Source organism: Rhodanobacter thiooxydans, from assembly GCF_030291135.1.
Taxonomy (GTDB): Bacteria; Pseudomonadota; Gammaproteobacteria; order Xanthomonadales; family Rhodanobacteraceae; genus Rhodanobacter; species Rhodanobacter thiooxydans_A.
Genome location: NZ_CP127409.1, coordinates 979,667 through 1,005,090 on the forward strand (window position 1 = coordinate 979,667; position 25,424 = coordinate 1,005,090).

25 protein-coding genes and 1 tRNA gene are annotated in these 25,424 nt (G+C 68.7%); 11 read left to right on the forward strand and 15 right to left on the reverse strand.

The genetic code is table 11. The annotated features are described in order from the left end of the window. Window positions 1-14 precede the first annotated feature (14 nt). Genes QQA13_RS04265 through QQA13_RS04280 form a run of 4 tightly spaced genes read left to right on the forward strand, consistent with a single transcriptional unit; the run spans window position 15 to window position 2,962 of the window. Window positions 15-287 carry a PepSY domain-containing protein gene (locus tag QQA13_RS04265; RefSeq protein ID WP_108471055.1) on the forward strand — a complete coding sequence of 91 codons (273 nt, stop codon included), beginning with the start codon at window positions 15-17 and terminating at the stop codon, window positions 285-287. A gap of 26 nt (window positions 288-313) precedes the next feature. Beyond that, window positions 314-910 carry a cytochrome b/b6 domain-containing protein gene (locus QQA13_RS04270; RefSeq protein WP_108471056.1) on the forward strand — a complete coding sequence of 199 codons (597 nt, stop codon included), beginning with the start codon at window positions 314-316 and terminating at the stop codon, window positions 908-910. Window positions 911-914: 4 nt separating this feature from the next. Beyond that, on the forward strand, window positions 915-1,589 hold the full coding sequence (locus tag QQA13_RS04275; protein ID WP_108471057.1) for a response regulator transcription factor: 675 nt from the start codon (window positions 915-917) through the stop codon (window positions 1,587-1,589). Beyond that, on the forward strand, window positions 1,586-2,962 hold the full coding sequence (locus QQA13_RS04280; protein ID WP_108471058.1) for an ATP-binding protein: 1,377 nt from the start codon (window positions 1,586-1,588) through the stop codon (window positions 2,960-2,962). The genes QQA13_RS04275 and QQA13_RS04280 overlap by 4 nt, the downstream gene beginning before the upstream one ends. 75 nt (window positions 2,963-3,037) lie before the next feature. On the opposite strand, the gene QQA13_RS04285 is transcribed toward QQA13_RS04280, so the two are convergent. The 4 genes from QQA13_RS04285 to QQA13_RS04300 all read right to left on the reverse strand — a co-directional run bounded on the left by QQA13_RS04285 (window position 3,038) and on the right by QQA13_RS04300 (window position 7,457). Next, window positions 3,038-5,569: a cation-translocating P-type ATPase gene (locus tag QQA13_RS04285; protein WP_199909811.1), complete on the reverse strand. Its 2,532-nt coding sequence runs from the start codon at window positions 5,567-5,569 to the stop codon at window positions 3,038-3,040. A 37-nt stretch (window positions 5,570-5,606) separates the two neighbouring features. Beyond that, entirely contained in the window at window positions 5,607-6,044 is a 438-nt protein-coding gene (locus tag QQA13_RS04290) for a universal stress protein (RefSeq protein WP_108471060.1), read from the reverse strand. A gap of 25 nt (window positions 6,045-6,069) precedes the next feature. Continuing rightward, window positions 6,070-6,831, reverse strand: coding sequence for a glucose 1-dehydrogenase (locus tag QQA13_RS04295; RefSeq protein ID WP_108471061.1), 762 nt, complete (start codon window positions 6,829-6,831; stop codon window positions 6,070-6,072). A 110-nt stretch (window positions 6,832-6,941) separates the two neighbouring features. Beyond that, window positions 6,942-7,457, reverse strand: coding sequence for a GspH/FimT family pseudopilin (locus QQA13_RS04300; protein ID WP_108471062.1), 516 nt, complete (start codon window positions 7,455-7,457; stop codon window positions 6,942-6,944). Window positions 7,458-7,655: 198 nt separating this feature from the next. On the opposite strand from QQA13_RS04300, the gene uvrB reads away from it, so the two are divergent. Beyond that, complete coding sequence (gene uvrB / locus QQA13_RS04305; RefSeq protein WP_108471063.1) at window positions 7,656-9,680, forward strand: excinuclease ABC subunit UvrB; 2,025 nt, start codon at window positions 7,656-7,658, stop codon at window positions 9,678-9,680. Between the two features lie 91 nt (window positions 9,681-9,771). Then, window positions 9,772-9,846, forward strand: a tRNA-Val gene (locus tag QQA13_RS04310). Between the two features lie 246 nt (window positions 9,847-10,092). On the opposite strand, the gene QQA13_RS04315 is transcribed toward QQA13_RS04310, so the two are convergent. Then, window positions 10,093-10,419, reverse strand: a complete 327-nt coding sequence (locus QQA13_RS04315) for a hypothetical protein (protein WP_108471064.1) — start codon at window positions 10,417-10,419, stop codon at window positions 10,093-10,095. Window positions 10,420-10,500: 81 nt separating this feature from the next. Continuing rightward, window positions 10,501-10,779 (reverse strand): hypothetical protein, encoded by a 279-nt coding sequence (locus QQA13_RS04320; RefSeq protein WP_108471065.1) that lies wholly within the window; start codon window positions 10,777-10,779, stop codon window positions 10,501-10,503. A 270-nt stretch (window positions 10,780-11,049) separates the two neighbouring features. Between QQA13_RS04320 and dapD the strand changes: the two genes are divergently transcribed. From dapD to dapE, 5 genes are read left to right on the forward strand one after another with little or no spacing between them, the layout of a single operon-like run. Further along, window positions 11,050-11,877, forward strand: coding sequence for a 2,3,4,5-tetrahydropyridine-2,6-dicarboxylate N-succinyltransferase (gene dapD / locus QQA13_RS04325; protein ID WP_108471066.1), 828 nt, complete (start codon window positions 11,050-11,052; stop codon window positions 11,875-11,877). After that, window positions 11,874-12,230 (forward strand): Spx/MgsR family RNA polymerase-binding regulatory protein, encoded by a 357-nt coding sequence (locus QQA13_RS04330; RefSeq protein WP_108471067.1) that lies wholly within the window; start codon window positions 11,874-11,876, stop codon window positions 12,228-12,230. Before dapD ends, QQA13_RS04330 begins: the two co-directional genes overlap by 4 nt. A gap of 1 nt (window position 12,231) precedes the next feature. Continuing rightward, the gene (locus QQA13_RS04335; RefSeq protein WP_108471068.1) at window positions 12,232-12,729 is read left to right on the forward strand and encodes a DUF2165 family protein; all 498 of its coding nucleotides are present in this window, start codon (window positions 12,232-12,234) and stop codon (window positions 12,727-12,729) included. A 2-nt stretch (window positions 12,730-12,731) separates the two neighbouring features. Further along, entirely contained in the window at window positions 12,732-13,793 is a 1,062-nt protein-coding gene (locus QQA13_RS04340) for a VIT1/CCC1 transporter family protein (RefSeq protein WP_108471069.1), read from the forward strand. 45 nt (window positions 13,794-13,838) lie between these two features. Beyond that, the gene (gene dapE / locus QQA13_RS04345) at window positions 13,839-14,978 is read left to right on the forward strand and encodes a succinyl-diaminopimelate desuccinylase (protein ID WP_108471070.1); all 1,140 of its coding nucleotides are present in this window, start codon (window positions 13,839-13,841) and stop codon (window positions 14,976-14,978) included. Window positions 14,979-15,047: 69 nt separating this feature from the next. On the opposite strand, the gene tatA is transcribed toward dapE, so the two are convergent. Genes tatA through QQA13_RS04390 form a run of 9 tightly spaced genes read right to left on the reverse strand, consistent with a single transcriptional unit; the run spans window position 15,048 to window position 25,421 of the window. Continuing rightward, entirely contained in the window at window positions 15,048-15,251 is a 204-nt protein-coding gene (gene tatA, locus QQA13_RS04350) for a twin-arginine translocase TatA/TatE family subunit (protein WP_108471071.1), read from the reverse strand. Window positions 15,252-15,264: 13 nt separating this feature from the next. Beyond that, window positions 15,265-15,918 carry a nitrous oxide reductase accessory protein NosL gene (locus QQA13_RS04355; RefSeq protein WP_108471072.1) on the reverse strand — a complete coding sequence of 218 codons (654 nt, stop codon included), beginning with the start codon at window positions 15,916-15,918 and terminating at the stop codon, window positions 15,265-15,267. A gap of 13 nt (window positions 15,919-15,931) precedes the next feature. Beyond that, complete coding sequence (locus QQA13_RS04360; protein WP_108471073.1) at window positions 15,932-16,765, reverse strand: ABC transporter permease; 834 nt, start codon at window positions 16,763-16,765, stop codon at window positions 15,932-15,934. Next, the gene (locus QQA13_RS04365) at window positions 16,762-17,691 is read right to left on the reverse strand and encodes an ABC transporter ATP-binding protein (protein ID WP_108471074.1); all 930 of its coding nucleotides are present in this window, start codon (window positions 17,689-17,691) and stop codon (window positions 16,762-16,764) included. The genes QQA13_RS04360 and QQA13_RS04365 overlap by 4 nt, the downstream gene beginning before the upstream one ends. Further along, window positions 17,688-18,953: a nitrous oxide reductase family maturation protein NosD gene (locus tag QQA13_RS04370; protein WP_108471180.1), complete on the reverse strand. Its 1,266-nt coding sequence runs from the start codon at window positions 18,951-18,953 to the stop codon at window positions 17,688-17,690. The genes QQA13_RS04365 and QQA13_RS04370 overlap by 4 nt, the downstream gene beginning before the upstream one ends. Window positions 18,954-19,009: 56 nt before the next feature. After that, entirely contained in the window at window positions 19,010-20,965 is a 1,956-nt protein-coding gene (gene nosZ, locus QQA13_RS04375) for a TAT-dependent nitrous-oxide reductase (RefSeq protein WP_108471181.1), read from the reverse strand. Window positions 20,966-20,993: 28 nt separating this feature from the next. Then, entirely contained in the window at window positions 20,994-23,189 is a 2,196-nt protein-coding gene (locus QQA13_RS04380; protein WP_108471075.1) for a NosR/NirI family protein, read from the reverse strand. Then, the gene (locus QQA13_RS04385; protein WP_108471076.1) at window positions 23,189-24,256 is read right to left on the reverse strand and encodes an FAD:protein FMN transferase; all 1,068 of its coding nucleotides are present in this window, start codon (window positions 24,254-24,256) and stop codon (window positions 23,189-23,191) included. Before QQA13_RS04385 ends, QQA13_RS04380 begins: the two co-directional genes overlap by 1 nt. Window positions 24,257-24,308: 52 nt before the next feature. After that, complete coding sequence (locus QQA13_RS04390) at window positions 24,309-25,421, reverse strand: NAD(P)/FAD-dependent oxidoreductase (protein ID WP_234411289.1); 1,113 nt, start codon at window positions 25,419-25,421, stop codon at window positions 24,309-24,311. Window positions 25,422-25,424: the final 3 nt, after the last annotated feature.

The window sequence follows — 25,424 nt, forward strand, 5'->3', positions numbered from 1 at the left end:
ACCGGAGACGCACCATGAAACGCATCGTCATCGCACCGTTGTTCCTCGCTGCCGCCGTCCTGTCGGCGTCCGCCTTCGCCGCACCGCAATGCACCAGCGCACCGCGTGCGCAGTGGCTGACCGAAGCGGCGATGAAGCAGAAGGTGCTCGACCAGGGCTACACCATCAAGGTGTTCCAGGTCTCGGGCAACTGCTACGAGATTTACGGCAAGGACAAGGCCGGCAAGAACGTGGAGATCTACTTCGACCCCACCGACGGCCGCATCGTCAAGCAGAAGGGCGGCTGATCAACCACTGACGCGAGGACAAGCCCATGCATGCCACAGTCAAGGTCTGGGACCCCCTGGTCCGCCTGTTTCACTGGTCGCTGGCGGGCTTGTTCCTCGCCAACTTTTTCACCGAGGACGGCGAGCTGGTCCACCGCGGGATCGGCTACGCCGTGCTGGCCCTGCTCGCGGTGCGCTTCGTGTGGGGCTGGGTCGGCACGCGGCACGCGCGCTTCGCCGACTGGGTGCCCGGCCCGCGCCGCGTGCGTGACTACCTGCGCGAGCGCGTGGCCGGGCGCTCGCGGCGGCAGCTCGGGCACAACCCGGCGGCCGCGGTGATGATCCTGGCGCTGCTGGTCGGCGTGCTGCTGGTGGGCGTCACCGGCTGGCTGCAGACCACCGACCGATTCTTCGGGGAGGGGTGGCTGGAGGAATTGCACGAAGCGCTGGCCTACGGCGTGCTGGGACTCGTCGTGCTGCACATCCTGGCCGCGGTGGGCGAGAGCGTGCATTACGGCGAGAACCTGGTCGCTGCGATGGTCCACGGTCGCAAGCGCGCGCTGGGGCAGGATGCCGCAGCTGCTGAAAAAGCACCGCGACTTGCGGCAAGTCAAGTAAGCCGTCCAGCTGCACGACAAGAATGAGGCCATGCGCATCCTGCTAGCCGAAGACGACCGGGCACTGGGGCAGGCGCTGGCCGACGGCCTGCGCCAGCTCGGCTATGCGGTGGACTGGATCACCGACGGCAACCAGGCTGCCGCCGCACTGGCCGACACGACATATGCCGCCGCCGTGCTGGACTGGAACCTGCCGCGCAGCAGCGGCCCGGCGATCATTGCCGGCATGCGCCGACGCCAGGATGCCACCCCGGTGCTGCTGCTGACCGCCCGCGACGAGCTGGCCGACCGGGTCGCCGGGCTGGATGCCGGCGCCGACGACTACGTGGTCAAGCCGGTGCACCTGGACGAACTCGCCGCGCGCCTGCGCGCCTTGCTGCGCCGGGCCGATGGCCAGGTCGAGCCGGCGATCCGCCTGGGCGCGCTGGAAGTCACCCCGGCCGCGCGCAGCGCCACGCTGGCCGGCGCGGCACTGGAGCTGACCGCGCGCGAATACGCGCTGCTGGAGATGCTGGTGCGCCATCCCGGGCGCGCGTATTCGCGCGAGCAACTGGAGGAAGCGCTGTATGGCTGGGACCGGGAGGTAGCCAGCAATGCGGTGGAAGTGCACATCCACTACCTGCGCCACAAGCTGGGGCCGGGCTGGATCCGCACCTTGCGCGGCATCGGCTACGCGATCAACCCGCCCGGCGGGCCGGCGGCATGATCCGCCCCTCGCTCAACCGGCGGCTGGTGCTGCGGCTGCTGGCCGGCATCGTGCTGGTGTGGTGTGCCGCCGCCGGCTGGCTGGCCTGGCGCAGCCTGCACGAGGTCGATGAGATCTTCGACCAGATGCTGGTGCGCACCGCCGCCAGCGTGTTCGCGGTGATGCCAGCTACGCCGGTGCAGGGTGGGACGGCGCGCCTGCCGGACCGGCATGCGCTGGACTCCGATGCCACCGCGCAGCGCCCGGCCATCACCGTGCGTAATGCCAGCGGACAGCTGCTGATTCGCAGCACGGAGCTCCCCGCGCTGAGTTTCGATCCGGGCGATGCGCACTTCCATTCGGTCACCTACGGGCAACGGCGTTGGCGGGTGTTCCAGCGCTGGGATGCGCAGCGGCAATACTGGATCCAGGTCGGCGCGCCGCTGGATGAGCGCGACGAGCTGATGCGCAAGCTGCTGGCGCCGGCGTTGCTGGCCTTGCTGGCCTTGCTGGGGCTGGTGCCGCCGATCGTGTTCGCTGGCTTGCGCAGCGGACTGAAACCGCTGCGTGAGCTGACCCGCGGCCTCTCCGCCACCGCCCCGGTGACGGCCGCGCTCACCGATGAGCAAGTGCCGGTCGAACTGGCGCCGTTCACCGAGGCGATCGACCGGCTGGTGGCCCGGCTCCAGCTCAGCCTGCAGCACGAACGCCGCTTCACCGCCGATGCCGCGCACGAACTGCGCCACCCGCTGGCGGCGCTGCGGCTGGAACTGGACCTGGCCGGGCGAGGCGACGATGCGCCTGCCCGTGCGCCGCACCTGCAGCGTGCGCAGGAGGCGCTGGACCGCATGCAGCGACTGGTGACCCAGCTGCTGATGCTGGCGCGGGTCGAGAAACTGACCGAACTGGACGATGCCGGTCCGCTACGCCTGTCGGGCGTCGCCGAAGCCGTCCTGTGCGACGCCAGCGAGCGCGCGGCGGCGCGCTCGATCGAGCTGTCGCTGGACCATGGCGGCAACGACTTCGTGCTGGGTAGCCGCGGCCTGCTCGTCATCCTGGTGCAGAACCTGCTCGACAATGCCCTGCGCCACGTACCCGATCACGGCCGGGTGGACGTGCGCGTCGGTGGCCATGCCGAGCGGGTGACGCTCGAGGTGGATGACAACGGCACCGGCTTCGCGTCGACCGATACGGCACGGCTGGGCGAACGCTTCCATCGCCCCGAAGGCAGCGTGGGTGAAGGTAGCGGGCTGGGCCTCTCGATCGCGCAGGCGATCGCCGGCCTGCATCACGGCGAGCTGGTGTTCGGCCGCTCCGCGCTGGGTGGCGCGCGGGTCAGTGTCAGCCTTCCGCGCATCGCGACCAACGCGCCGCATGCGCCGGACTACGCGTGAACGATCAACGCTGCCGGGCAAGCTTCGTCGTGCGCCACGCCTGACGGATGCTGGTGCCCGCGGGCGGCACAGTTTTCAGTGTGTCGCTGGATGACGTGTGCCGGCATGGCGCGTCCGGCGCAGGATCTCCAGCCAGGCGACGGTGACGACAAGCATGCCCAAGGTGCCGGGTATCGCGATGAGGTGCGGGATGCCCAGCCCCATCACTTCGCGGAGAAACGGCACGCCGAGCACCGCGGCCAGCATCAGTGCCACGCCGACGAACATCCGCCCCAGCCACGGGTTCGCCCTCGTTGCGCAAGCCAGCGCCGGACGGGACGGGTCGCGGTTGGCCAGGGTCAGCAGGAACAGGCCGAGCACGAGTGCGATGAACACCGCGCTGCGGCTCTGCGCGGCGTCGAGGCGCTGGCCGGGCAGCAGGCCGTAGCCAAGCAGCAGGATGCCGGCAAAACCCAGCCCCTGGATCACCGCGTAGCGCAGGTTGGCGGCGGCGAACGGGGAATCCGACGGCGCGCGCGGTGGTCGTTGCATGATGTCATCGCTGGCCGGCTCGGCCTCGAACACCACCGAGCAGGCCGGGTCGATCAGCAGTTCCAGCAGCACGATGTGCACCGGCATCAGCAGCACCGGCCAGTGCAGCAGGGTCGGCACCAGCGCCAGCGCGATGATCGGCATGTGCACGGCGAACACGAAGCGGGTGGCCTTGGTGATGTTGTCGTAGATGCGCCGGCCCTGGCGGATCGCGCTGACGATGCTGGCGAAGCTGTCGTCCAGCAAAACCAAGGCCGCGGCCTCGCGCGCCACGTCGGTGCCGCGCTCGCCCATCGCGACGCCGACGTCGGCGGCCTTCAGCGCGGGTGCGTCGTTGACGCCGTCGCCGGTCATCGCCACCACTTCACCGTCTTCGCGCAGCAGTTGCACCAGGCGCAGCTTCTGCTCGGGCTTGAGCCGCGCGCACAGGTCGACGTGACGCAGGCGTTCGCGCAGCGCGGCGTCGTCCAGTGCAGCCATTTCCGCACCGGTGATTACCTCGGCGCGTTCGCTCAGACCCACCTCGCGCGCGATCGCCCGTGCGGTGGCCGGGTGGTCGCCGGTCATCATGATGATGCGGATGCCGGCGCTGCGGCATTCGGCGATCGCCGCCGGCACTTCCGGGCGCGGCGGGTCGACGAAGCCGAGCAGGCCGAGGAAGCGGAAATCGAAGTCGTGCTGGCTGCGCGGCCACGCTTCGCCCTGCCACTCGCCGCGCGCCACGCCGAGCACGCGCAGGCCGCGCTCGGCCATCGACTCGACCTGGCGCAGGATCGCGTCCGCCGCGTCCGCATCCAGGTGGCACAGGTCGATCACGGCTTCCGGCGCGCCCTTGGTGGCCAGCAGGTGCGCGTCGCGCGCATCGCCGCGGAACACATGGGTCATCGCCAGGATCTCGGGCGACAATGCGTACTCGAATTCCGGCGCCCACTCGGCGTGCACATGCTCGGTATCGGTGAGCCAGCGCAGCCCGAACTGCTGGATCGCCTTCTCCATCGGGTCGAACGGATCGGCCGGCGTCGCCAGCATGGCAAACTCGACCAGGGCGTGGAATGGCTCGGGCAGCTCGGCGGCGTCCCGGTTGTGCGAACTGCCGTCGACCAGGCGCAATTCGGCGACCTGCATGCGGTTCTGCGTCAGCGTGCCGGTCTTGTCCACCGCCAGCACCGAGATCGCGCCGAGCGCCTCCACCGCGGGCACGCGGCGGGTCAGCACCTTGTGCTTGGAGATCCGCCATGCACCCAGCGCCAGGAACACGGTGAGGATCACCGGGATCTCCTCCGGCAGGATCGCCATGGTCAGCGCGATGCCGGCCAGCACGCTCTGCAGCAGGCCATGACCGTCCCACAGCCAGCCGAGCAGCGCGTAGGCCGTGGCCAGCAGCAGGCCGCCGACGGTGAGGTTGCGGATCAGCCGGCGCGAGGCCTGCTGCAGGCCGGATACCGGTTCCACGGTGGCGCTGAGCGCCTGGCCGATGCGGCCGACCGCGGTGGCCCCGGCAATGGCGCGGACCTCGGCGACCCCCACACCCTTGGTCGCCACGGTGCTGGCAAACAGCTGGCCAGCGTCCTCGCCAGGGAGTTTGGTGACCGGCACCGCCTCGCCGGTGAGCAGCGACTCGTTGACGTCGAGGTGGCCGTCCAGCAACACGGCATCGGCGGCGATGCGGTCGCCTTCATGCAGCACCAGCAGGTCGCCGACCACTACTTCGCGCCCGGGTATGCGGATTTCCTCGCCGCCGCGGATCACCAGTGCGCGCGGCGCGGACAGCTCGCGCAGCGATTCCAGCGCCCGCTGGGTCTTGCGCTCCTGCGCCAGCGTGATGCCGATGACGACGAACACGAACGACAGCAGGAACGCCGCCTCGGCGCGGTCGCCCAGCGCCAGGTACAGGCCGCCGGCGACCAGCAGCATCAGGAACATCGGTTCGGTCAGCACGCCGCCGACGATCGCAAGCAGGCCCTTGGGCGTGCTCCCCGGCAGCAGGTTCGGGCCGTGTTCGGCCAATCGGCGCGCGGCCTCGGTGGGGTCAAGCCCGGGGCGGCTGGCCGGTTGCGACGGCATTGCTTCGCTCATGAATCGGTCCGGATGCCGTTCGGCCTGAGGGTGTTGCTCAACGGCAAACCAGTACCGGCACTTCGCCGTTGAGTATCACCTTGTGCGTCTCGCTGCCCAGCAGCAGTCGGTCGAAGCCGCGCCAGCCATGCGAGGCCATCACGATCAGGTCGCACTGCTGCTTGCGCGCGGCGCCGACGATCGCCGAATAGGGCCGCGCGTCGATCTCGTGGCTGCCTTCGCAGGGAACGCCGGCGGCCTGCGCACGCTGGCGCACGTCGGCCAGGTAGCGTTCGGCATTGGCGATGGCGTCGCGGGTGTAGCTCGGCTCATTGGCCACGACGAACTCGGCAAAGTAGACCGAAGCAGGGAACGGCGCGATCACATGGAACGCGTACACGCTGGCTCCCAGCCTGGCGGCCAGCTCGATGCCGGTGTCAACCGCGCGCAGGGACAGTTCGGAACCGTCGGTGGGCAGCAGGATGTGCTTGAACATGGTGAGCTCCTCTTGCTCGGGGTGATCAGCGGCAGGTGTAGCCGCCATCGATGACCAGCTCGCTGCCGGTCACGAATTTCGATTCGTCGGATGCCAGGTAGACTACGCCCCAGGCGATGTCGTCAGGCTCGCCCATGTGGCCCAGCGGATGCAGCGCGCCGGTTTCGCGCCGATGCTGGGCGGGGTCGCCGCCCATCGAGGCGATGTGCTGCTCCACCATCGGCGTCCAGATGAAGCCGGGATGGATCGAGTTGACCCGGATGCGGTCGGCGGCATACAGCATCGCGTCGGTCTTGCTCATCAATCGCACTGCGCCCTTGGACGCGTGGTAGGGCGGCGAATCCGCCGCGCCGACCAGGCCGTAGATCGACGACAGGTTGATGATGCTGCCGCCGCCGGCGGCACGCAGCGGCGCGATCGCGTGCTTGGTGCAGAAGAACACGCCTTTCACGTTGATCGCCTGCACCCGGTCCCACTCGGCTTCGGTGAGTTCGTGGGTCGGCTTGTTCGCGCCGGCGATGCCGGCATTGTTGACCAGGACGTCCAGACGTCCAAACGCCGCCACCGCGCCGGCGATCGCCGCGGCCACCTCGGCCTCCACCGCCACGTCGGCATGGAAGTAGCGCGCGTTGTCGCCGAATTCCGCCGCCAGTTGCTGTTCCGGCCCGTCGTGCAGGTCGACCAGGGCCACCCGCGCGCCGGCTTCCAGCATGCGGCGCGCGCAGGCGGCACCGATGCCCACCGCGGCGCCGGTCACCAGCGCTACCTTGCCGCTCAATCTGCCCATGGCCGTGCCTCCTGCGGGGATCGTGGCACAGCATGTGCGCGCCGGCATATCCGGGTGTTGACCGGGATCAAGTGGATGCCATGCCAGCCTGCGGATGGTGCCGAGGCGGGTCAGTTCAGCTGGGCGCAGGTGGCGACCTGGTCGGCATTGGCGGGAGCGCCGCGGATGCGGCCGGCATTGGAGACCACCACGGCGAGCGTGCGGCTCGCGCTGGAGGGTTGGCAGAACAGCAGTGTGATGTTGCTGCCGCGGGCGCTGCCGTCGGGCTGGAAACGCACGGCATGCCGGCCATTGCTGCTGTGGATGATGACCTTTCCGTCGTAGCTGTGGCCAACGTGCAGCGGGCCGTCGTCAGGCTGGTCGTCGAGGTTGCCGTCACGGCCGAGCAGCCAGCCGTTCTCCCAGCGGGTGGCGCCGTTGCAACTGTTGCCGTCCCGGGTGGGACAGAACAGCGTGCGCTTGCCGCTGATGATGGCCGTCTCGCGCGCATACCGCAGGGCGGTGATGAAATCGGCCTGGGCAACCCGCAGCGCGTTGCGGCTCAACAGTTGCCGCAGGGGCGGCGTGGCAATGCCCAGGAGTACGGCGATGATGGCAAGCACCATGATCTGTTCGATCAGGCTCATACCCCGTTGCCGGCACCGTGGCCGGGCGTTCCTCGAGTCCGACACGACATCGCTTCCTGCGTGGTCCGGGAGGTTCATGCTAGGGCGTTGCTGTCGCCCGGCCAGCCGTCCGTCCGCCCTCCGGATGTCGGTGCCTGCTGACGCGTACTGTCAGCAGGGGCGATTTAAAATGACCCACCACGCCCACACCTGTAGCCGATGACTGACCGTTTCCAACTCGCCGCTCCCTACCAGCCCGCCGGCGACCAGCCGCAGGCGATCGCGCGCCTCGCCGAGGGTTTCGAAGCCGGCCTGGCCGCGCAGACCCTGCTCGGCGTGACCGGCTCGGGCAAGACCTACACCATCGCCAACGTGATCGAGCGGGTGCAGCGCCCGACCATCGTGATGGCGCCGAACAAGACGCTGGCGGCGCAGCTCTACGGCGAGTTCAGGGAATTCTTTCCGCACAACGCGGTGGAGTACTTCGTCAGCTACTACGACTATTACCAACCCGAGGCCTATGTGGTGGCGTCGGATACCTTCATCGAGAAGGATTCGTCGATCAACGAGCATATCGAGCAGATGCGGCTGTCAGCGACCAAGGCGCTGTTGTCGCGACGCGATTCGATCATCGTCGCCACGGTGTCGGCGATCTACGGCCTGGGCAACCCCGAGGACTATTTGTCCTTGCGGCTGATCCTGGCCACCGGCGAGCGGATCGACCAGCGCAAGCTGATCCATCAGCTGACCGAGCTGCAGTACACCCGCAACGAGATGGAGCTGCGGCGAGGCACCTATCGCGTGCGCGGCGAGATCATCGACGTGTTCCCGGCCGAGTCGGAGACCGAGGCGCTGCGCATCGAGTTGTTCGACGGTGAAGTGGAAAAGATGGCGTTGTTCGACCCGCTCACCGGCGAGACGATCCGCAAGGTGCAGCGCTATACCGTCTATCCACGCACCCATTACGCCTCGACGCGCGAGAGCGTGCTCAACGCGATCGAGACGATCAAGGTCGAGCTGAAGGAACGGCTGGAATATCTCTACAAGGAAAACAAGCTGGTCGAGGCGCAGCGACTGGAGCAGCGCACCCGCTTCGACCTGGAGATGATGGCCGAGGTCGGCTATTGCCAGGGCATCGAGAACTACTCGCGCCACCTGACCCGGCGCGCACCGGGCGAGCCGCCGCCTACGTTGTTCGACTACCTGCCGGCCGACGGCCTGCTGGTGGTGGACGAATCGCACGTCACCGTGCCGCAGCTCGGCGCGATGTACAAGGGCGACCGCTCGCGCAAGGAAACCCTGGTCGAGTTCGGCTTCCGCCTGCCGTCGGCGGTGGACAACCGCCCGCTGCGTTTCGAGGAGTGGGAGGAACGCGTGCCGCGGGCGATCTACGTCTCTGCCACCCCGCGCGACTATGAGCTGCACAAATCCGGCGACGCGGTGACCGAGTTGGTGGTGCGGCCGACCGGCCTGGTCGATCCCGAAGTGGAAGTGCGCCCGGTGCGCACCCAGGTCGACGACCTGCTCAGCGAAGTGCACAAGCGCGTGGCGATGGGCGACCGCGTGCTGGTCACCACGCTGACCAAGCGGATGGCCGAGAACCTCACCGAATACCTGGCCGAGCACGACGTGAAGGTGCGCTACCTGCACTCGGACATCGAGACGGTCGAGCGCAGCGAGATCATCCGCGACCTGCGCCTGGGCGAGTTCGACGTGCTGGTCGGCATCAACCTGCTGCGCGAGGGCCTGGACATGCCCGAAGTGTCGCTGGTGGCGGTACTCGACGCCGACAAGGAGGGCTTCCTGCGTTCCACCGGTTCGTTGATCCAGACCATCGGCCGCGCCGCCCGCAACGTGCGCGGCAAGGCGATCCTGTATGCCGACAACGTCACCCGCTCGATGCGGGCGGCGATGGACGAGACCGCACGCCGCCGCGAGAAGCAGATGGCGTGGAATCTGCAGCAGGGCATCACCCCGACCACCATCGTGCGGCGCATCGCCGACATCATGGAAGGTGCGCGCAGCGAGGCGGGCAACCGCCGCGGCAACAAGTCGTCCTCGCGTGGCCGTACTGCGGTGGCCGAGCAGGCCGCCGACTACGCCGGGCTCAGTGCGCCGCAGGCGGCAGGCATGCTGAAGAAGCTGGAAGCCCAGATGTACAAGCACGCACAGAACCTGGAATTCGAGGACGCCGCCCGCCTGCGCGACCAGATCCACCAGCTGCGCGAGCAGGCCCTGCGTTGAGCCGTCAGCGGCGTGGTTTGCGGGATATTGTCGAGCGCCGGCGGCTGCCGTATACTGCGCGGCTCGCGTAGCCGGTACATCGGCGCGAAGCGGGCGGTTAGCTCAGCGGTAGAGCACTACCTTGACATGGTAGGGGTCACAAGTTCGATCCTTGTACCGCCCACCACCTTGTATACGGTGGCGCTGGCATTCATCTTCCATCGCGGTCGTACGCAGCAATCCAGGAAAAGCCGCCCATTCATGGGCGGCTTTTTCGTTCATGCCAAACCGGTCGCTGGCCGGGTCGGATTGGGGCCGCCGTCATCGTGGTGCCATCGGCCAACGCGAGGCGGCGAGATTTTGATGGCGGTATCGTGGTAACCGGCCGCGCGGCCCTGCCAGAGGGCAGCGATGTGCCGGTCGGGGGCGGATTTCAGCCCTTGCCTTGCCGCGTACGGCGGCGGGATCGTTTCCATCGAACCCAGCGCCGTTCCGCCCATAACAGGGCCCGCCGCGTCGGGCGGCGCAGGAAGGGCAGGTCCTGCGCCAGCAGCAACAGGCCGAGCGGCAGCATCCACAGGCCCAGGAGCGGCAGGATGCTGAAGATGCCCCCGGCGACGAGCAGCAACCCCACCGGAATGCGTAGCCAGCGCGCCGACGGTTCGCGCAGCCAGCGCAGGCTGCGGCCGACGCCTTGTGGCAACTGCCGTTCGAAGCGGTCGAGTTGCCGGTTCAGCCTGTCCTCGTCCTTGTCGATCATGCCACGCAGGCTACCTTGCACCGGAAAGGCGCCATCGTATCGGCAAACCGGCCGCTGCTGCCTGCGCCGGGCGGGGTGCTTCTATTCGTCCTCCGACGAAGGGGACAAGTAGTTCGGGTCCTCCGAGTCGCGCGCATGGCGGATGGCGTTGCGCAGGCGCAGGTCCAACTGGTCGAAATCGAGGACGACCTTGCCGGAATGCACGGCCTTGACGGCCGACATCGGCACCACGAAGTCGCCGGCGTTCTCGATGTAGACCAGCAGCTCCGGCAGCCCATGCCGGATCTCGCGGACGGAGCCGATGCCCTCGCTGCCGTCGGCGACGAAAACCATGGAACCCTCGTTGATCTGATCGTGCATGTCGTGATCCCCCGGGGCGGGTTGGCGGAGGGCCCCGCGAGGCGGTAGCGGGCCGTGGCGCATGATGGGCACAGCCCTCGTCTCGGCGCGGTGAAAATGGAATCTCCCGCGCCCGCCTGGCCATGGTCCGACTCGCGGCTGGCCGGCCGGCTGTGGAAGAATGGAGAACCTGCCATCGTGGATGGCTGAATCCCGCCGCGGCCGTCGTCGTCGCGGCACGTACTCCTGGTCGCCGCCGCATTCGGCGCCGGCCCCAAGCGAACGAGCCTCATGCAAGCCATCGAAACCCTGATCGACGACGCCTTCGAGCGCCGCAACGCACTCACCCAGGCCGAGATCGAGACCCACCTGTGGCCCGCCATCGACCAGGTGCTCGACCTGCTCGAATCCGGCGAGCGCCGCGTCGCCGAGCCGGACGGCCATGGCGGCTGGACGGTGAACCAGTGGCTCAAGAAGGCGGTGCTGCTGTACTTCCGCATCAACGACAACCACGTGGTCGACGGCGGCCCGGCGCAGGCGTTCGACAAGGTGCCGCTGCGCTTCGCCCACGGCAACGATGCCGAACTGCAGCAACTCGGCGCACGCGTGGTGCCCGGTGCGCTGGTGCGCCGCGGCGCGCACATCGCGAAGGATGCGGTGCTGATGCCCAGCTACGTCAACATCGGTGCCTTCGTCGGCGCCGGCAGCATGGTCGATACCTGGGCCACGGTCGGCTCCTGCGCGCAGATCGGCGCGGGCGTGCACCTGTCCGGCGGCGTCGGCATCGGCGGCGTGCTGGAGCCGCTGCAGGCCAACCCCACCATCATCGAGGACGGCTGCTTCATCGGCGCGCGCTCGGAAGTGGTCGAGGGCGTGGTGGTGGAGAAGGGCAGCGTGATCGGCATGGGCGTGTTCCTCGGCCAGTCCACCCGCATCTACAACCGTGCCACCGGCGAGGTCAGCTACGGCCGCGTGCCGGCCGGTAGCGTGGTTGTGGCCGGCAGCCTGCCGGCGAAGGACGGCAGCCACAGCCTGTACGCGGCGATCATCGTCAAGCAGGTGGACGCGAAGACGCGGGGCAAGACCAGCATCAACGAACTGCTCAGGAGCGGCGAATGAATCCCGTCCTCTACGGACTGCCCACCTGCGACACCTGCCGCAGGGCGCGCAACTGGCTGGCCCGCTTCGAGGTGGCGCACGACTTCGTCGACTACCGCGCCAACCCCGTGCCGGCGGCCACGCTGAAAGCCTGGGCGGCGCAGCTCGGCGGCTGGGAGAAGCTGGTCAACAAGTCCTCCACCACCTGGCGCAACCTGCTGCCGCAACGCAAGAACCCGGGCAGCGATCCGGAATGGACCTTGCTGCTGAAGGAATATCCCGCGCTGATCCGCCGTCCGGTGGTGGTGCTTCCCGATGGTTCGGTGAGCGTGGGCTTCACCGACAACGGCTTCAAGAAGCTGTTCGCGCACTGACATGCCGCTGCGCCTCTCGAAGATCGTGTTGGTGGCGACGATCGCGCTGTGGCTGGCGCTGGTCGCGTTCGGCAACCTCACCGACTACCGCAGCAACCTGGTCTTCGTGCAGCACGTGCTGGCGATGGATTCGATCTTCCCCGACGCCAGCGTCCATTACCGCGCGATCCATGCGCCGCTGCTGCAGCATGCGGCCTATGTGCTGATCATCGCCATCGAAACGCTGGCCGCCGTGCTGTGCGGGCTGGGTGCGTGGCGCCTGTGGCGTGCGCGCCGCGCGCCGGCTGCGCTGTTCCGCCGGAGTGCACGTGTCGCCGTGGCCGGGCTCACGCTGGGCCTGCTGCTGTGGCTGGGCGGCTTCATGGCGATCGGCGGCGAATGGTTCGGCATGTGGATGTCCACGCAGTGGAACGGGCTGGCCAGTGCGTTCCGTTTCGTCGTGGTGCTTTTGCTGGCGCTGGTCTGCCTGGGCCAGCGCGACGACGAGCTCGACGATTGAAGATGGCCGATCACCGCACCCGCCACTTCCGCAACAACCTTCGCATCGAGCGCGACAACGCCGCGCTTTACGGCCGGTTGGCCGAGCTGGCCGACGATGCGCGGCTGAGCCAGGTCTACCGGCGCATTGCCGCGGGCGAGCACAGCAATGCGCAGTTCTGGGAAGCGCGCCTGCGCGAAGTGGGCCAGGCCGTGCCGCCACCGCGGATCGGCCCGCGCGTGCGCGCACTGAGCTGGTTCGCGCAGCGTTTCGGCACCGAATTCGTGATGCCGACCGTGGTGCGGCTGGCGCATGCCGACCATCAGGTCACGCCGGTCGATCGCAGCGGCCATCGCGATCATTTCCCGTTGTCGCAGGCGGCCGGTCCGCACGGGCTGCGCCATCGCGCGCAGAGCGGCAACACCTTGCGTGCCGCCGTGCTCGGCGCCAACGACGGGCTGGTTTCCAACGTCAGCCTGGTGATGGGCATGGCTGGCGCCGCCACCGGCGATCGCGCCGTGCTGCTGGCAGGCCTGGCGGGCCTGGTCGCGGGCGCGTGCTCGATGGCGCTGGGCGAGTGGCTTTCGGTCAACAGCTCGCGCGAGTTCTACCAGGCGCAGATCACCGAACGCGCCGAACGCCTGGCCGTGGCGCCGGAAGACGGCCTCGAACACATCGCCGGTTTCTATCGCGAAAAAGGCCTGGAGCCAGCCGCCGCCGAGCACCTGGCCGAACACATCGCCGAAACGCCACGCGCCGCGCTGGACATGCTGGTGCGCGAAGACCTGGGCGTCGATCCGGCCGAACTGGGCGGGTCGGCGTGGGGTGCGGCGATCTCCTCGTTCTGCCTGTTCGCCTGCGGTGCGCTGTTCCCGGTGGCGCCGTATTTCTTCCTCGGCGGCTATTCCGCCCTGTTGGCCAGCGCGTGTTCCACTGCCGCCGGGCTGGCCCTGATCGGCATCGGCACCTCGCTGTTCACCGGGCGCAGCATGCTGTTCTCGATCGCCCGCCAGTTCGGCATCACGGCCGCCGCCGCCGCGATCACCTACGGCGTGGGGCACCTGCTCGGCGTGGTGCTGAGCTAGCTTGGTATGCTGCGTCATCACCCCTGATGCAGCACGCAAAGACCCATGTCCGACGTCCTCGAACTTGCCTGTGACCTCATCCGCCGCCGTTCGGTGACGCCGGAAGACGCCGGTTGCCTGCCCTTGATCGGCAAACGCCTGGAACGCGCGGGCTTCCGCGTCGAACACCTGCGCTATGGCGAAGTCGACAATCTGTGGGCGACCCATGGGGCAACCGGCCCCACGCTGATCTTTCTCGGCCACACCGACGTGGTGCCAAGTGGCCCGGAAGCCGCGTGGCAAAGCCCGCCGTTCGAGCCGACCCTCAAGGATGGCCGTCTATACGGCCGCGGCGCTGCCGACATGAAAGGCTCGGTGGCGGCGATGGTGGTGGCGCTGGAGCAGTTCGTGGCGGCGCATCCGGACCACCGCGGCCGGCTCGGCCTGCTGCTGACCAGTGACGAGGAAGGCCCGACCAACCTCGACGGCGTGCGCCGGGTGGTCGAGCATTTTCGCGAGCGTGGCGAGCGCATCGACTGGTGCGTGGTGGGCGAGCCGTCGGCGAAGGAGACACTGGGCGACCTGATCCGCGTGGGACGCCGCGGCTCGCTCTCCGGCACGCTTGTCGTGCGCGGCGTGCAGGGCCACGTGGCGTATCCCGAGAAAGCGCTGAACCCGATCCACGCCTTCGCTCCCGCGCTGGCCGAACTCGCCGCCACGCGCTGGGACGAAGGCAACGGCGATTTCCCGCCCACCTCGTTCCAGGTCTCCAACCTCAACGCCGGCACCGGCGCGAACAACGTGATTCCCGGCGAACTCACCGCACTGGTCAACTTCCGCTACTGCACCGCCAGCCGTGCCGACGACCTGCGCGCGCGCACCGAGGAAATCCTGCAGCGGCATGGCCTGGACTTCACGCTGGACTGGAACCTCTCCGGTGAACCGTTCCTCACCCCGCCCGGCGGCATCCTGCGTGAAACCGTGGTGGCCGTCTGCCGCGAGCTGTGCGGCATCGACCCCGAACAAAGCACCGGCGGCGGCACCTCCGACGGCCGCTTCATCGCGCCGCTGGGCGCCGAGGTGGTCGAGCTCGGGCCGGTCAACGCGACCATCCACAAGGTCGACGAGTGCGTGGATGTGGCGGAGCTTGAGAAGCTGCCGGCGGTGTATCGGGCGGTGTGCGAGCGACTGCTGGCCGCTACCTGACCGGGCGATGACGCTTCGGCCGGCGATTGCCGGCCGTCGTTGCGGTGCCCGCACCAGGTAATCAGCGCATCAGTGACGTTGCTCGCCATCGGCATCCAGTCGCACCGCCTGCGGCACGCTCTCGTCCGGTGGGTTGTCCTTGAGTCCCTTGCGGAAATCGGCGATGGCACTGCCAAGGTCGCGGCCGGCGTTGCGCAGCTTGCCGGTGCCGAACACCAGCAGTGCCAGCACCAGCAACACGATCCAGTGCGAAAAGCTGTCCAGTCCGAACATGTGTGGATTTCCGTTATGGAAGTGGATGAAGCGGCTGCTCCTGCGAGGCAGGCGAGGCCGGTGGTGGCGTGGCCAGCAGGCCGGTGGATGCCGTGGGTGCAGCCTGGCATTGCAGTGGGCCGCCGGCGTCGGCGGTTGCCCGGGCAGGGCAGCGGTAGTCCAGTGCGGTCACCAGCGCGGGCGTGATCTCGTCGAAACCGAGCACGGCACCGCCGTGTTCGCGTACGAAGGCTTCGGCTGCCGTGCGGGTGGCGAACGGCGCCAGGGTCGGCCCCATCGAACCGGGCAGCGGCTGCCAGGCCACGTAGAAGGCGCGGCGCGCGTCGATGAAGCTGACCGCGGCGTGGCTGGGCTGCTGCCAGTCGATGTGGGCACTGTCCTGCACGAACAGCTCCTGCAGCGCGGCCTGGTTCTCCGGCTGCAGCACGTAGGCGAAGAAGTCACGGGTGGAGTCGAACACCAGTGGCTTGGCGCGACCTGCGGTCCACGCCTCCGCGCGCGGGCCGGGCGAGCCGTCCAGGTACATGCCGCACACGGCGCAGGCGTCGTCCGCGTGGGTGTCGACGGCGTGCTTCGCCGGTGGCGGGTTGCCGCCGCAGCCCGCGAACAGGGCCAGTGCAAGCACCAGGGCGGTGCGGCGGATGGTGGTCATCGGCAAGAGTTGCATGCGTGGGTTTCCTTCAGACTTCCTTGCGCCGGAACGCAAGCAGTGCCCACGCGAACGGCACCACCGCCCAGCCCAGCAACAGCAGGTCCAGCAGCATCGGCGAATAGGCGTGGTGGGCGGTCATGCCGGTCAGCAGGTCGTTGCCGGCGCCGTCGCCCAGCGCGGTGAGGTTGACCAGCCGGAACACGTCGACCGGGTTGAGCAGCAGCAGGTATGGATACACCGCGCGCTCGAGCGGGTTGCCGCCGCTGACCACCAGCAGCGCCAGCAGTGCGAGGTCGAACAGCACCACGCTGGCCAGCCAGCCGATCAGTGCGAGCCCGGCGGCGCGCGACTTGTCGGCGGTCTGCACGCTGATCAGGCAGGCCAGCCCGACGAAGCAGGCGCCCAGTAGCGAGGCGCTGACGATGAAGCGGCCGATCTGCAGCCACGCCTGCGCCATCTGCGCCGGCGGCTGCAGCCACTGCATGATCGCTACCGCCAGCCCGAAGCCGGCCAGCGTGGCCACGGCCAGTGCGCCGCAATGGCCGAGGAACTTGCCGGCCACCAGCTGCCCGCGCGCCAGCGGGTAGCTGAGCATCAGCAGCAGGGTGCCATCGTCGCGCTCGCCGACGATGGTGTCGTAGGCAATCAGCAGGCCGATCAGCGGGATCACGAACGCGCCCAGCGTGGTCAGGCTGGCCAGCGTGGCGTCGAACGAGGTGAAGCCCACGCGCCCGGTCGCCGCGCTGCCGAACCAGGCGATGCCCAGCGCCAGCAGCGCGAACAGGATGGTCAGCGCCACTGTCCAGCGGTTGCGGAAGTCGTCGCGGAACTCCTTGGCGGCGACGGTCAGAATCGGGTTCATGCGCGGGCCTCCGCGGTAGCCTGGGGTCCGGCGCCGAGCCAGTCATAGAGCTGCGCCAGGGTGGGTTCGCGCACGTCGAGATCGACGATCGCGGGGTCGGCCAGCAGTTCGCGCAGCGTGTGCAGCTTGCTGGCGCGCGGCACCTGCAGCTCCAGCCGGCCATCGGGGCGCGATTGCGCGGAAAGGCCGCCGGTTTCAAGGCGTGCGAGCAATTCCGGCATGGCCTGCTCGCGCGGGCGCAACAGTACCTGCGCCGGCAGTGCGGCCGCCTCGCCCAGTGCATGCAGGCTGCCGGCGGCGAGCAGGCGGCCCTGGCGCAGGATCAGCGCGCCGTCGATGTGCGGCTCCAGCTCGGCCAGCAGGTGCGAGGAGACCAGCACGCAACGGCCGTCCGCGCGCAGCTCGCCGACGATGCGGTACAGCTCGCGGGTGGCCTGCGGGTCGAGGCCGGTGGTCGGTTCGTCCAGCAGCACCAGTTCGGGCGAGCCGAGCAGCGCCTGCGCCAGGCCCAGGCGCTGGCGCATGCCCTTGGAGTAGGTGCCGACGCGGCGGTCGGCGGCGTGCGCCAGGCCGACGCGCTCCAGCAGCGCCGCTACCTGGCTGCGCGGCGCCTGCTTCAGCCGGGCCAGGTAGTCGAGCAGTTCGCGCCCGCTCAGGCTGGCGTAGAAGGTGGCGCTCTCGGGCAGGTAGCCGATGCGCCGGCGCAACGCGTGCGCGCGCCACGGCGACTGGCCGAGCACCTCGAGGCGGCCGCCGCTGGGCGCGATCAGGCCAAGAATGAGTTTGATCAGCGTGGACTTGCCCGCGCCGTTGTGGCCGAGCAGGCCGATCACCTGGCCGCGCGGCACGCAGGCGGTGACGCCGTCGAGCGCGGCGAGCGCGCCGTAGCGCTTGGCCAGGGCGTCCAGTTCGATGGCGTGGTTCATGGGTTGGGGTCGGAAGTTTTCATCAGCGGGTGGCTGTCCTGCACCGAGGGCGGCGTGAACACCGGGAACGCGCGCTGCACGTAGCGCATCAGCAGCACCGCGGGGCTGGACATCAGGTTGCGTGCGGTGGGGTATTTCCACAGCAGCACGTCGACGCCGTCGTTGGGGCGGAACGGCACGTCGCCGATGCCGTCGGCGTCCAGGTCCCAGCCGAGGTAGTCGCTCCAGAAATTGCCGCGGCCGTGCGCCGACCATTCCTGGGCGAGGTTCTGCACGTACTTCACCTGGATGCGGTTGTCCACGAAGCGGTTGCTCCACAGGCGGTTGTTTTCCGAGCCGGCGGTCACGTGGATGCCGATCTGCGAGTCGGCGACGAGGTTGTCGTGGAAGTCGTTGAACTGCGACAGGTAGACGAACAGGCCCTTGCCCTCGGTACCGTCGATGGTGCCGCCGGCGTCGTCGCTCTGGCCGTTGACGCGGTAGACACGGTTGCCGGCGATCTCGCTGTGCGAGATGTAGTTGAGCAGGAAGCCGTAGGACTTCTCGTCCTCGGAGCTGTTGCCGATCACCTTCAGGTGGTGCGAGGACATCAGCGCGTAGCCGGCCAGGTTGCCGTGGCTGACGTTGTCCAGCAGCAGGTTGTCCTGCGAATACATGTAGTGGATGCCGTAGCGCACGCCGTGCACCACGTTGCGCGCGATGGTGTTGTGCGGGCTGACGTAGACGTAGATGCCGTCGCGCGAATTGGCCACGTCGTTGCTCTCGATGGTGCAGCCGGTGTCGTTCCACAGGTGGATGCCATCGCCGCGATCGGCCACGCGCAGGTTGCGCATGCCGCGAATCACGTTGTGCGCCACGCGCACGTTGGCGGCGCCGTCAAGGTAGACACCGAACAGGCTGTCCTCGATGCGGTTGCCCTCGAGCGTGACCTCGCGTGCGTGGCGCTCGACGAAGATGCCAGCGTTCATCGCGGTGAGGTCGCTGCCGCTGTGGCGCAGGGTCAGGCCGCGCACGGTGACGTTCGACGCGCCGATGCGCACGACATCGCCGCTGCCGCCGCCGTCGAGAATCGCACCGGGCTCGCCAGTCAGGGTGATCGCCTTGTCCAGCTTCAGATGCACGGCATGCACGCCGGCCGGCACGCTGACCGTGGCGCCGGGCGGCGCCGCGGCCACGGCCTGTTCCAGCGACGCGTCCGCGTGTGCCGGCAGTGCCAGCAGCAGGAGCAGGATCGGGATGGCGAGGCAGCGAAGCATGGACATGGCAGCGGACGACCCGGCCGTGCCGCCGCGCGTGCTGCGCGACGGCACGGCACGGCTCAGGCCTCGACCAGCATCCGCCCGCTCATCTCCATGTGCATCGCATGGCAGAAGAACGTGCAGTAGTACCAGAACACCCCCGCCTTGTCGGCGGTGAAGGTGGCCGAGGCGGTGGCGCCGGGGCTGATCTCCATGTTGATGCCGTAGTTGACGATGCAGAAGCCGTGGCTCACGTCCTCCACCGCGTCGATGTTGGTCACCACCACGGTCACCTCGTCGCCCTTCTTCACCTTGAAGCTGCCCATGCCGAAGATCGGCGCAGCCGAGGTCATGTACACGAACACCTTGCGGCCTTCGCGGATGACCTTGCTGTCGGACAGCACGTTGACGCCGTGTTTCTTGGCCATCGCCACCGTCTCGGCGAAGAACGGGTCGTCGCGGTCCCAGCTCTTCTTGACCTTGTCGATCAGCAGCCGGCGGTGCAGCAGGATCACGTCGTGCGGCTCGGCGTAGACCGGGCCGTCGGCGACCAGCTTCATGGTTTCGCCGGAGATGTCGATCAGCTGGTCGTTGTCCGGGTGCAGCGGGCCGGTGGGCAGGAAGCGGTCCTTGGAGAACTTGTTCAGCGACACCAGCCACTTGCCGTCGGCATCGCGGGTCTCGCCCATCGAGGTATGGCAGTGCCCGGGCTGGTAGGCCACGTCGATCTTCTGGCGCAGGTAGTTGACCTTCTTGCCGTCGTGGGCGGCGATCGCGTCGGCGATGTTCCACTTGGCGATCTGGCTGTCGATGAACAGCGTGGTGTAGGCGTTGCCGCGGCCGTCGTAGGCGGTATGCAACGGCCCCAGGCCCAGCTCGGGTTCGGCCACCACCACGTCGCGCGGGTCCTTGAGCTTGCCGGCGAACCAGTCGTCGATGCGGCTCCATTCCATCACGGTGACGGTGGGCGAGAGCTTGCCGTTGGCCACCACGTACTTGCCGTCGGGGCTGGCGTTGATGCCGTGCGGGTTCTTCGGAATCGGGATGTACAGCGTGAACGACGAGCCGTGGCGGCCGTCCAGCACCGGCACCTTGGAGCTGCCGATGGTCTTGAAGTCGCCTTTCTTCACCGCCTCCTCGATGCGCGCGATGTTGAACACCACCGCCCAGTCGCGCTCGGCCTGCATCGTGCTGGGCAGGTCCATGCCCTTTTCGCTGTTGTAGCAGGTGGAGATGGCGTACTTGCCGGCGTAGTCGGCCTCGGTGTTGTCCAGGTTGCCGTCCACCAGCACCTGCCAGGCCACTTCCATGGTGTCGCCGTCGAGCGCGCTGAACATGGTCTGGTACTTGGCCGGGTCTTCCAGGTCGCGGCCGTCGTTCGGTGCCGGAATCAGGAACTCGCCGTTGGCGAACACGTAGCCGGTACGCGGCGCGCGCTGCACGCGCAGGCCGTGGATCGCCTGCACGTTGGGCACGTCGGTGATGCGGTCGGTGCGCATCACGTCGCAGCGGATGCGCGCGACGCGGGTGTGCGCCTTGTCGTTGATGAAGATGTAGCGGCCGTCGTAGTGGCCGTCGGTCTGGCTCATGTGCGGGTGGTGGCAGTCGCCGCCGGGCGGGAAGTTCGGCCCGAGCACGCGCTTGCTCTCGTTGGTGACGCCCCAGCCGATGGTGAAGTCGGGGTTGAACACCGGGATGCGCATCAGCTCGCGCATCGAGGGCACGCCGACCAGGCGCACCTCGCCGGACTGGCCGCCGCTCCAGAAGCCGTAGTACTCGTCGAGCTGGCCGGGTGGCACGTGATCGGAGGCCGCCGCGTGCTCGCCTTGCTCGTGGCGGTCCTCGCCATCATGTCCGGCGGCGGCGCCGGCTGCGCCCGCAGGCTCACCCTTCCTGCCGCAGCCTGCCAACGCCAGTCCCGCCGCGCCGGCGAGGCCGGCCAGCGCGCTGTTCTTCATGAAGTTGCGGCGCGCGGGGTTGCCCGGTTCCGCGGTCTGGCCGGACTGGCCGGTCGGGTTGCTCGATTCGTCGTGCATGGCATTCATCCGTTCGGATCGTGGTGGGTCAGTCGGCGACCTTCGCCGACTCGTGGGTTTCCGGCGTCGCCGCCGGGATGATCGTCAGTACCGGGGTGGGCAGCGGCCGCGCAGCGCGTTCACGCTTCTTGCGGCGCTCCACCAGCGGCGGGCATTTCTGGTCGTTGGCGTAGGTGACCTGGCAGTCCAGGCAGTAGTGGCATTCGTTGAAGTTGATCTGGCCGATCGCGTTGATCGCCTTCACTTCGCACTCGTTCGCACAGATCTGGCAGGGACGGCCGCATTCCTTGCGCCGGCGCAGCCACTCGAACAGGTGCCAGCGGCCGGACACCGCCAGCCCGGCGCCCAGCGGGCACACGTAGCGGCAGTAGAACTTGTTGTTGAACGCCGACACCGCCACCAGTGCCACCGCGTAGAGCACGTAGCTCCAGGAGCGGGCGAAGTGCAGCGTGATCGCGGTCTTGAACGGCTCGATCTCGGCGTAGTGCTCGGCCATGTTGAGCGACTGCAGCGACATCCCGAACAGCACCAGCAGGATGATGTACTTGATCGCCCACAGCCGCTCGTGCAGGTACTGCGGCACCTCGAACTGCGGCACGTGCAGCCGGCGCGCCAGCTTGTTCACCAGCACCTGCAGCGCGCCGAACGGGCACAGCCAGCCGCAGTAGATGCCGCGCCCGAGCAGCAGCAGGGTGGCGGCCACGAACACCCACAGGATGAACACCAGCGGGTCCATCAGGAAGGTGGACCAGTGGAAACCGTGCAGCACCGCCTGGATGAAGGTGAGGATGTTCACCACCGACAGCTGCGCCAGCCCGTACCAGCCAATGAACACCAGCGTGTAGATCAGGAAGCCCACGCGCAGGCGTTCGAGCAGGTGTGGCCGCGTCACGATCCAGTCCTGGAACATCAGGATCAGGGTGAGTACCGACAGTCCCGCCAGCAGCAGCGCGATGTCCAGCCGGCGCCCGTGCCATATCTTCTGCCACAGCGGCGCATCGGCCGGCAGCGCATCGGTATCGGCTTCGGCCGCCGCTTCCGGGCGCGTGGTGTAGGCCGCCGGCATGCGGTAGTCGCGGGTGAAGGTGTGGTAGATGCTTTGCAGTGGGCCGACCTGGCGGTTCACCAGCAGCTGCAGTGTCCACGGCCGGGTCGCGTCGAAGCCGCTGACGCCGTGGCGCACGATGAAGATCGCCTGCTCGGCGAAGGCCGGCTTGCCGCGCAGCGGGGTATCGTTCAATTGCACCAGGTCGGTATCCTTGAACAGCGCCAGCTTGCCGTCCTGCAGCAGGTGCACGCGGTCGAAGATGCCGCCACGCACGTAGCCCACGCCCTTGAACGAGTAGATGCCGTTGGCCATCACCGCGATGGCCGAGTCGCCGGGCTTGAGCTGCTTCATCAGGTCGGCGTGGGCCACTTCACCGAGCAGGTTGCGACCCACCGTGGGCGGGGTGACGTCGGCGAAGTACAGGTCGATGAAGGTGTCCGCGCCGTGGCCGGGCGCCGGCGCGGTGGGGTCGTCGACCAGGCCGCTTTCCGGCTGGCCCTTGAAGGCGTCGGTGATCTCCTGCCGCGCCAGTCGCAGGTGGCCGATCGCGCCGTTGCCGGTCAGTGCCTGCCAGTCGGCCGGCACGAAGTAGTCGGCGCGGACCTGCGCGGCGGCCGCGCCGGTGTCGACCGCGCCGGCGATCAGCTTGCGCGAGGCGGCCACCTTCAGCGCCGAGTTCATGATCGTCTCGTTGGCCACCATCGAGGTCACCGTGGCGCTGCTGATCGCGTCGATGCGCACGCTGCCGCTGCTGCCGCCGCCAACCACGATCTGGTCGTCCACGCGATGGCCGATGTAGCGCGCCACGAAGTCGTACAGCTTCTGCACCGGGATGCCGACCAGCAGAATCGGCTCGTGCTGCTCCAGCACGCGGACGTCGCGGATGGTGCCGTCGGTGCCGATCGACACCAGCATGTTGATCGGTGCCCCGGAGTAGGCCGGCACCGGCGCCACCATCACCGTCTCGAATACGTAGCCGATCACCTGGTCGCCGTGGTACACGGCCGCGGCGGGCGGGGTGCCCTCGATGTCGCCGAAGTGCTCGGCCTCGGGGAATACCTGGTGCAGCTGCGGATACTTCGCGTCGATGCCGGCCAGCGCCGCGGAGGCGGGCAGCAGCAACAGCAGCGCGAGCAGCAGCCGGGCGATGAGGGAGCGGGAGCGGGCGTCGCGCATCAGGCCAGCTCCGCCGTGCCGGCGATCAGCGGCAGTTCGCACGAGCGCCAGCGTTGTTCGCCGGTGCGCGAGAACGCCAGCCACTGGTGGTCCTGCGCGTCCATCAACGCGGACAGCCGCGGCAGCTCCAGCGAAAACGCCGCCGTGCTCATGCCATCGGCCAGCACCGAACGCTGCGCCATCACGGTGACGCTCGAATAGCTTTGCGGCGACCAGCCGGTGCGCGGGTTGACGATGTGGAACAGGCGCCGGTCGGCGGAGAAGAACACGCGGTAGTTGCCCGAGGTGGACAGCGCCGCGTTGCGCAGCTGCAGCACCGCTGCCACGCGGCTCACGTCGCGCGGGTCGACGATGCCGACGTTCCAGTGCCGCTCGGGGTCGTTGCCGCAGATCGCGTGGATGTCGCCGCCGGCGTCGATCAGGGCGTACTCGATGCCGGCGCCGCGCAGCGCAGCGATGCCCTGGTCGACCACGTGGCCCTTGGCGATGCCGTCCAGCGTGATCGCCATGCCCGGCCGCGACAGCCGCGCGCCGCGCGCGTCCAGCGCAAGGTCGCGGTAGCCGACCAGCGCATCGCGATCCTCGGCCACGCGCTGCTCGTGCGCGTCGGTGCGGCTTGCGCCGCGCAGCGTCTCGAAGTAGCGCAGCACCGGCAGCACGGTCGGGTCGAACGCGCCGTCGGTCAGCCGCGACAGCGCCAGCGCCTGGCGCAGCACCGCGTCCAGCTGCGCGGGCACTTGCGCCAGCTGGCCGTCGCGGTTCAGTCGCGTCAGCGGGCTGGCCGGGTCGAAGCGGGTCAGCTGCGCGGCGGTCGCCGCCATGCGCGCGAACGCTGCCTCGATCGCCACGCCGGCGGCCTGCACGTCGTCGGCCAGGCAGGTCACCGAAACGGAGGTCTGCATCAGCGTGCGCTCGCGGCGCACCTGCCACAGGTTCTGCTTGCGCTTGAGCACCGCCCAGCCGCCGCCAGCCAGCAGGCCGCCGGCGATGGCGAGCTGGCCGGCCTGCCGCAGCAGTCGCCGGCGCTCGGGCGAGCGCGGTTCGGTGGGTTCGATGGAACGGTGCATGGGAGGACCTCCCGGTGTGCGTCTTGGTGCGAAGGCGAAAAGGCGTGAAGCGTCAGGCCGCGCTGGCTTCGACCTGTGGCGGCGGTTGCGTCACGGCGCCGGTGCCTCTGGCATCGCGCACGCCCAGGCGCCGCTGCAGTGCCGGGCTGGTGGTCGTGTACTGCAGGTTCACCTTGTCGCCGGGGTGCAGGTGCGCGTGTGCGGCGAAGGCGCACAGCGCCGTCTCGTGGAAGCCGGAAAGGATCAGCTTCTTCTTGCCGGGATAGGTGTTGATGTCGCCCACCGCGAACACGCCGGGTACCGAGGTCTGCAACGTCGATGGATCGACCACCAGCTGCTGGCGTTCCAGGGCCAGTCCCCACTCGGCGATCGGCCCCAGCGCCGGATGCAGGCCCCAGAACACCAGCAGCTGCGACGCCTCGATGCGCTGGACCATGCCGCTGCGCGTGCGCACGCGCACCTGCGACAGCGCGCCAGCGGCCGTCTCCAGCCCGACGATGTCGCCTTCGCAGAACTGCATGCGGCCCTCGTCGCACAGCGCCTGCATGCGCGCCACACTGGCCGGTGCCGCGCGGAAGCTGGACGAGCGATGCACCAATACCAGGCTGCGTACCCGCTCGACCAGGGCCAGCGCCCAATCCAGCGCCGCGTCACCGCCGCCGGCGATCACGATGTCCTGGTCGTCGAACAGCGCCGGCTGCGTCACCTTGTAGTGCAGCGTGCGGCCTACCAGCGGCGCGGCTTCCGGCAGGTCCAGCGTGCGCGGTGCGAACGCGCCCAGGCCGCCGGCAATGATCACCACGCCGGCGTCGAAGGCCAGGCCGCCACTGGTCTGCAGGCGAAAGCGGCCGTCGTCCATGCGCTGCAGCGCGGTGACGGTATGGCCCAGGTGGAACTTCGGCGTGAACGGGCGGATCTGCTGCTGCAGACGCTCGATCAGTTCGCGCCCGCTGCACACCGGCAGTGCCGGGATGTCATAGATCGGCTTGTCCGGATACAGCTCGACGCACTGGCCGCCGGCATGCGGCACGGCATCGATCACGTGCGTATCCAGCCCCAGCAGGCCCAGCTCGAAAACCTGGAACAGGCCGACCGGGCCCGCACCGATGATGACAGTGTCGCAGCTGATCATGAACGAATCCGCCTTGTGGACGAGGCGGATCATGCG

Coding starts and splice junctions, on each gene's coding strand:
- QQA13_RS04265 (WP_108471055.1), top strand. CDS start 15: ATGAAACGCATCGTCATCGCACCGTTGTTCCTCGCTGCCGCCGTCCTG.
- QQA13_RS04270 (WP_108471056.1), top strand. CDS start 314: ATGCATGCCACAGTCAAGGTCTGGGACCCCCTGGTCCGCCTGTTTCAC.
- QQA13_RS04275 (WP_108471057.1), top strand. CDS start 915: ATGCGCATCCTGCTAGCCGAAGACGACCGGGCACTGGGGCAGGCGCTG.
- QQA13_RS04280 (WP_108471058.1), top strand. CDS start 1,586: ATGATCCGCCCCTCGCTCAACCGGCGGCTGGTGCTGCGGCTGCTGGCC.
- QQA13_RS04285 (WP_199909811.1), bottom strand. CDS start 5,569: ATGAGCGAAGCAATGCCGTCGCAACCGGCCAGCCGCCCCGGGCTTGAC.
- QQA13_RS04290 (WP_108471060.1), bottom strand. CDS start 6,044: ATGTTCAAGCACATCCTGCTGCCCACCGACGGTTCCGAACTGTCCCTG.
- QQA13_RS04295 (WP_108471061.1), bottom strand. CDS start 6,831: ATGGGCAGATTGAGCGGCAAGGTAGCGCTGGTGACCGGCGCCGCGGTG.
- QQA13_RS04300 (WP_108471062.1), bottom strand. CDS start 7,457: ATGAGCCTGATCGAACAGATCATGGTGCTTGCCATCATCGCCGTACTC.
- uvrB (WP_108471063.1), top strand. CDS start 7,656: ATGACTGACCGTTTCCAACTCGCCGCTCCCTACCAGCCCGCCGGCGAC.
- QQA13_RS04315 (WP_108471064.1), bottom strand. CDS start 10,419: ATGATCGACAAGGACGAGGACAGGCTGAACCGGCAACTCGACCGCTTC.
- QQA13_RS04320 (WP_108471065.1), bottom strand. CDS start 10,779: ATGCACGATCAGATCAACGAGGGTTCCATGGTTTTCGTCGCCGACGGC.
- dapD (WP_108471066.1), top strand. CDS start 11,050: ATGCAAGCCATCGAAACCCTGATCGACGACGCCTTCGAGCGCCGCAAC.
- QQA13_RS04330 (WP_108471067.1), top strand. CDS start 11,874: ATGAATCCCGTCCTCTACGGACTGCCCACCTGCGACACCTGCCGCAGG.
- QQA13_RS04335 (WP_108471068.1), top strand. CDS start 12,232: ATGCCGCTGCGCCTCTCGAAGATCGTGTTGGTGGCGACGATCGCGCTG.
- QQA13_RS04340 (WP_108471069.1), top strand. CDS start 12,732: ATGGCCGATCACCGCACCCGCCACTTCCGCAACAACCTTCGCATCGAG.
- dapE (WP_108471070.1), top strand. CDS start 13,839: ATGTCCGACGTCCTCGAACTTGCCTGTGACCTCATCCGCCGCCGTTCG.
- tatA (WP_108471071.1), bottom strand. CDS start 15,251: ATGTTCGGACTGGACAGCTTTTCGCACTGGATCGTGTTGCTGGTGCTG.
- QQA13_RS04355 (WP_108471072.1), bottom strand. CDS start 15,918: ATGCAACTCTTGCCGATGACCACCATCCGCCGCACCGCCCTGGTGCTT.
- QQA13_RS04360 (WP_108471073.1), bottom strand. CDS start 16,765: ATGAACCCGATTCTGACCGTCGCCGCCAAGGAGTTCCGCGACGACTTC.
- QQA13_RS04365 (WP_108471074.1), bottom strand. CDS start 17,691: ATGAACCACGCCATCGAACTGGACGCCCTGGCCAAGCGCTACGGCGCG.
- QQA13_RS04370 (WP_108471180.1), bottom strand. CDS start 18,953: ATGTCCATGCTTCGCTGCCTCGCCATCCCGATCCTGCTCCTGCTGCTG.
- nosZ (WP_108471181.1), bottom strand. CDS start 20,965: ATGCACGACGAATCGAGCAACCCGACCGGCCAGTCCGGCCAGACCGCG.
- QQA13_RS04380 (WP_108471075.1), bottom strand. CDS start 23,189: ATGCGCGACGCCCGCTCCCGCTCCCTCATCGCCCGGCTGCTGCTCGCG.
- QQA13_RS04385 (WP_108471076.1), bottom strand. CDS start 24,256: ATGCACCGTTCCATCGAACCCACCGAACCGCGCTCGCCCGAGCGCCGG.
- QQA13_RS04390 (WP_234411289.1), bottom strand. CDS start 25,421: ATGATCCGCCTCGTCCACAAGGCGGATTCGTTCATGATCAGCTGCGAC.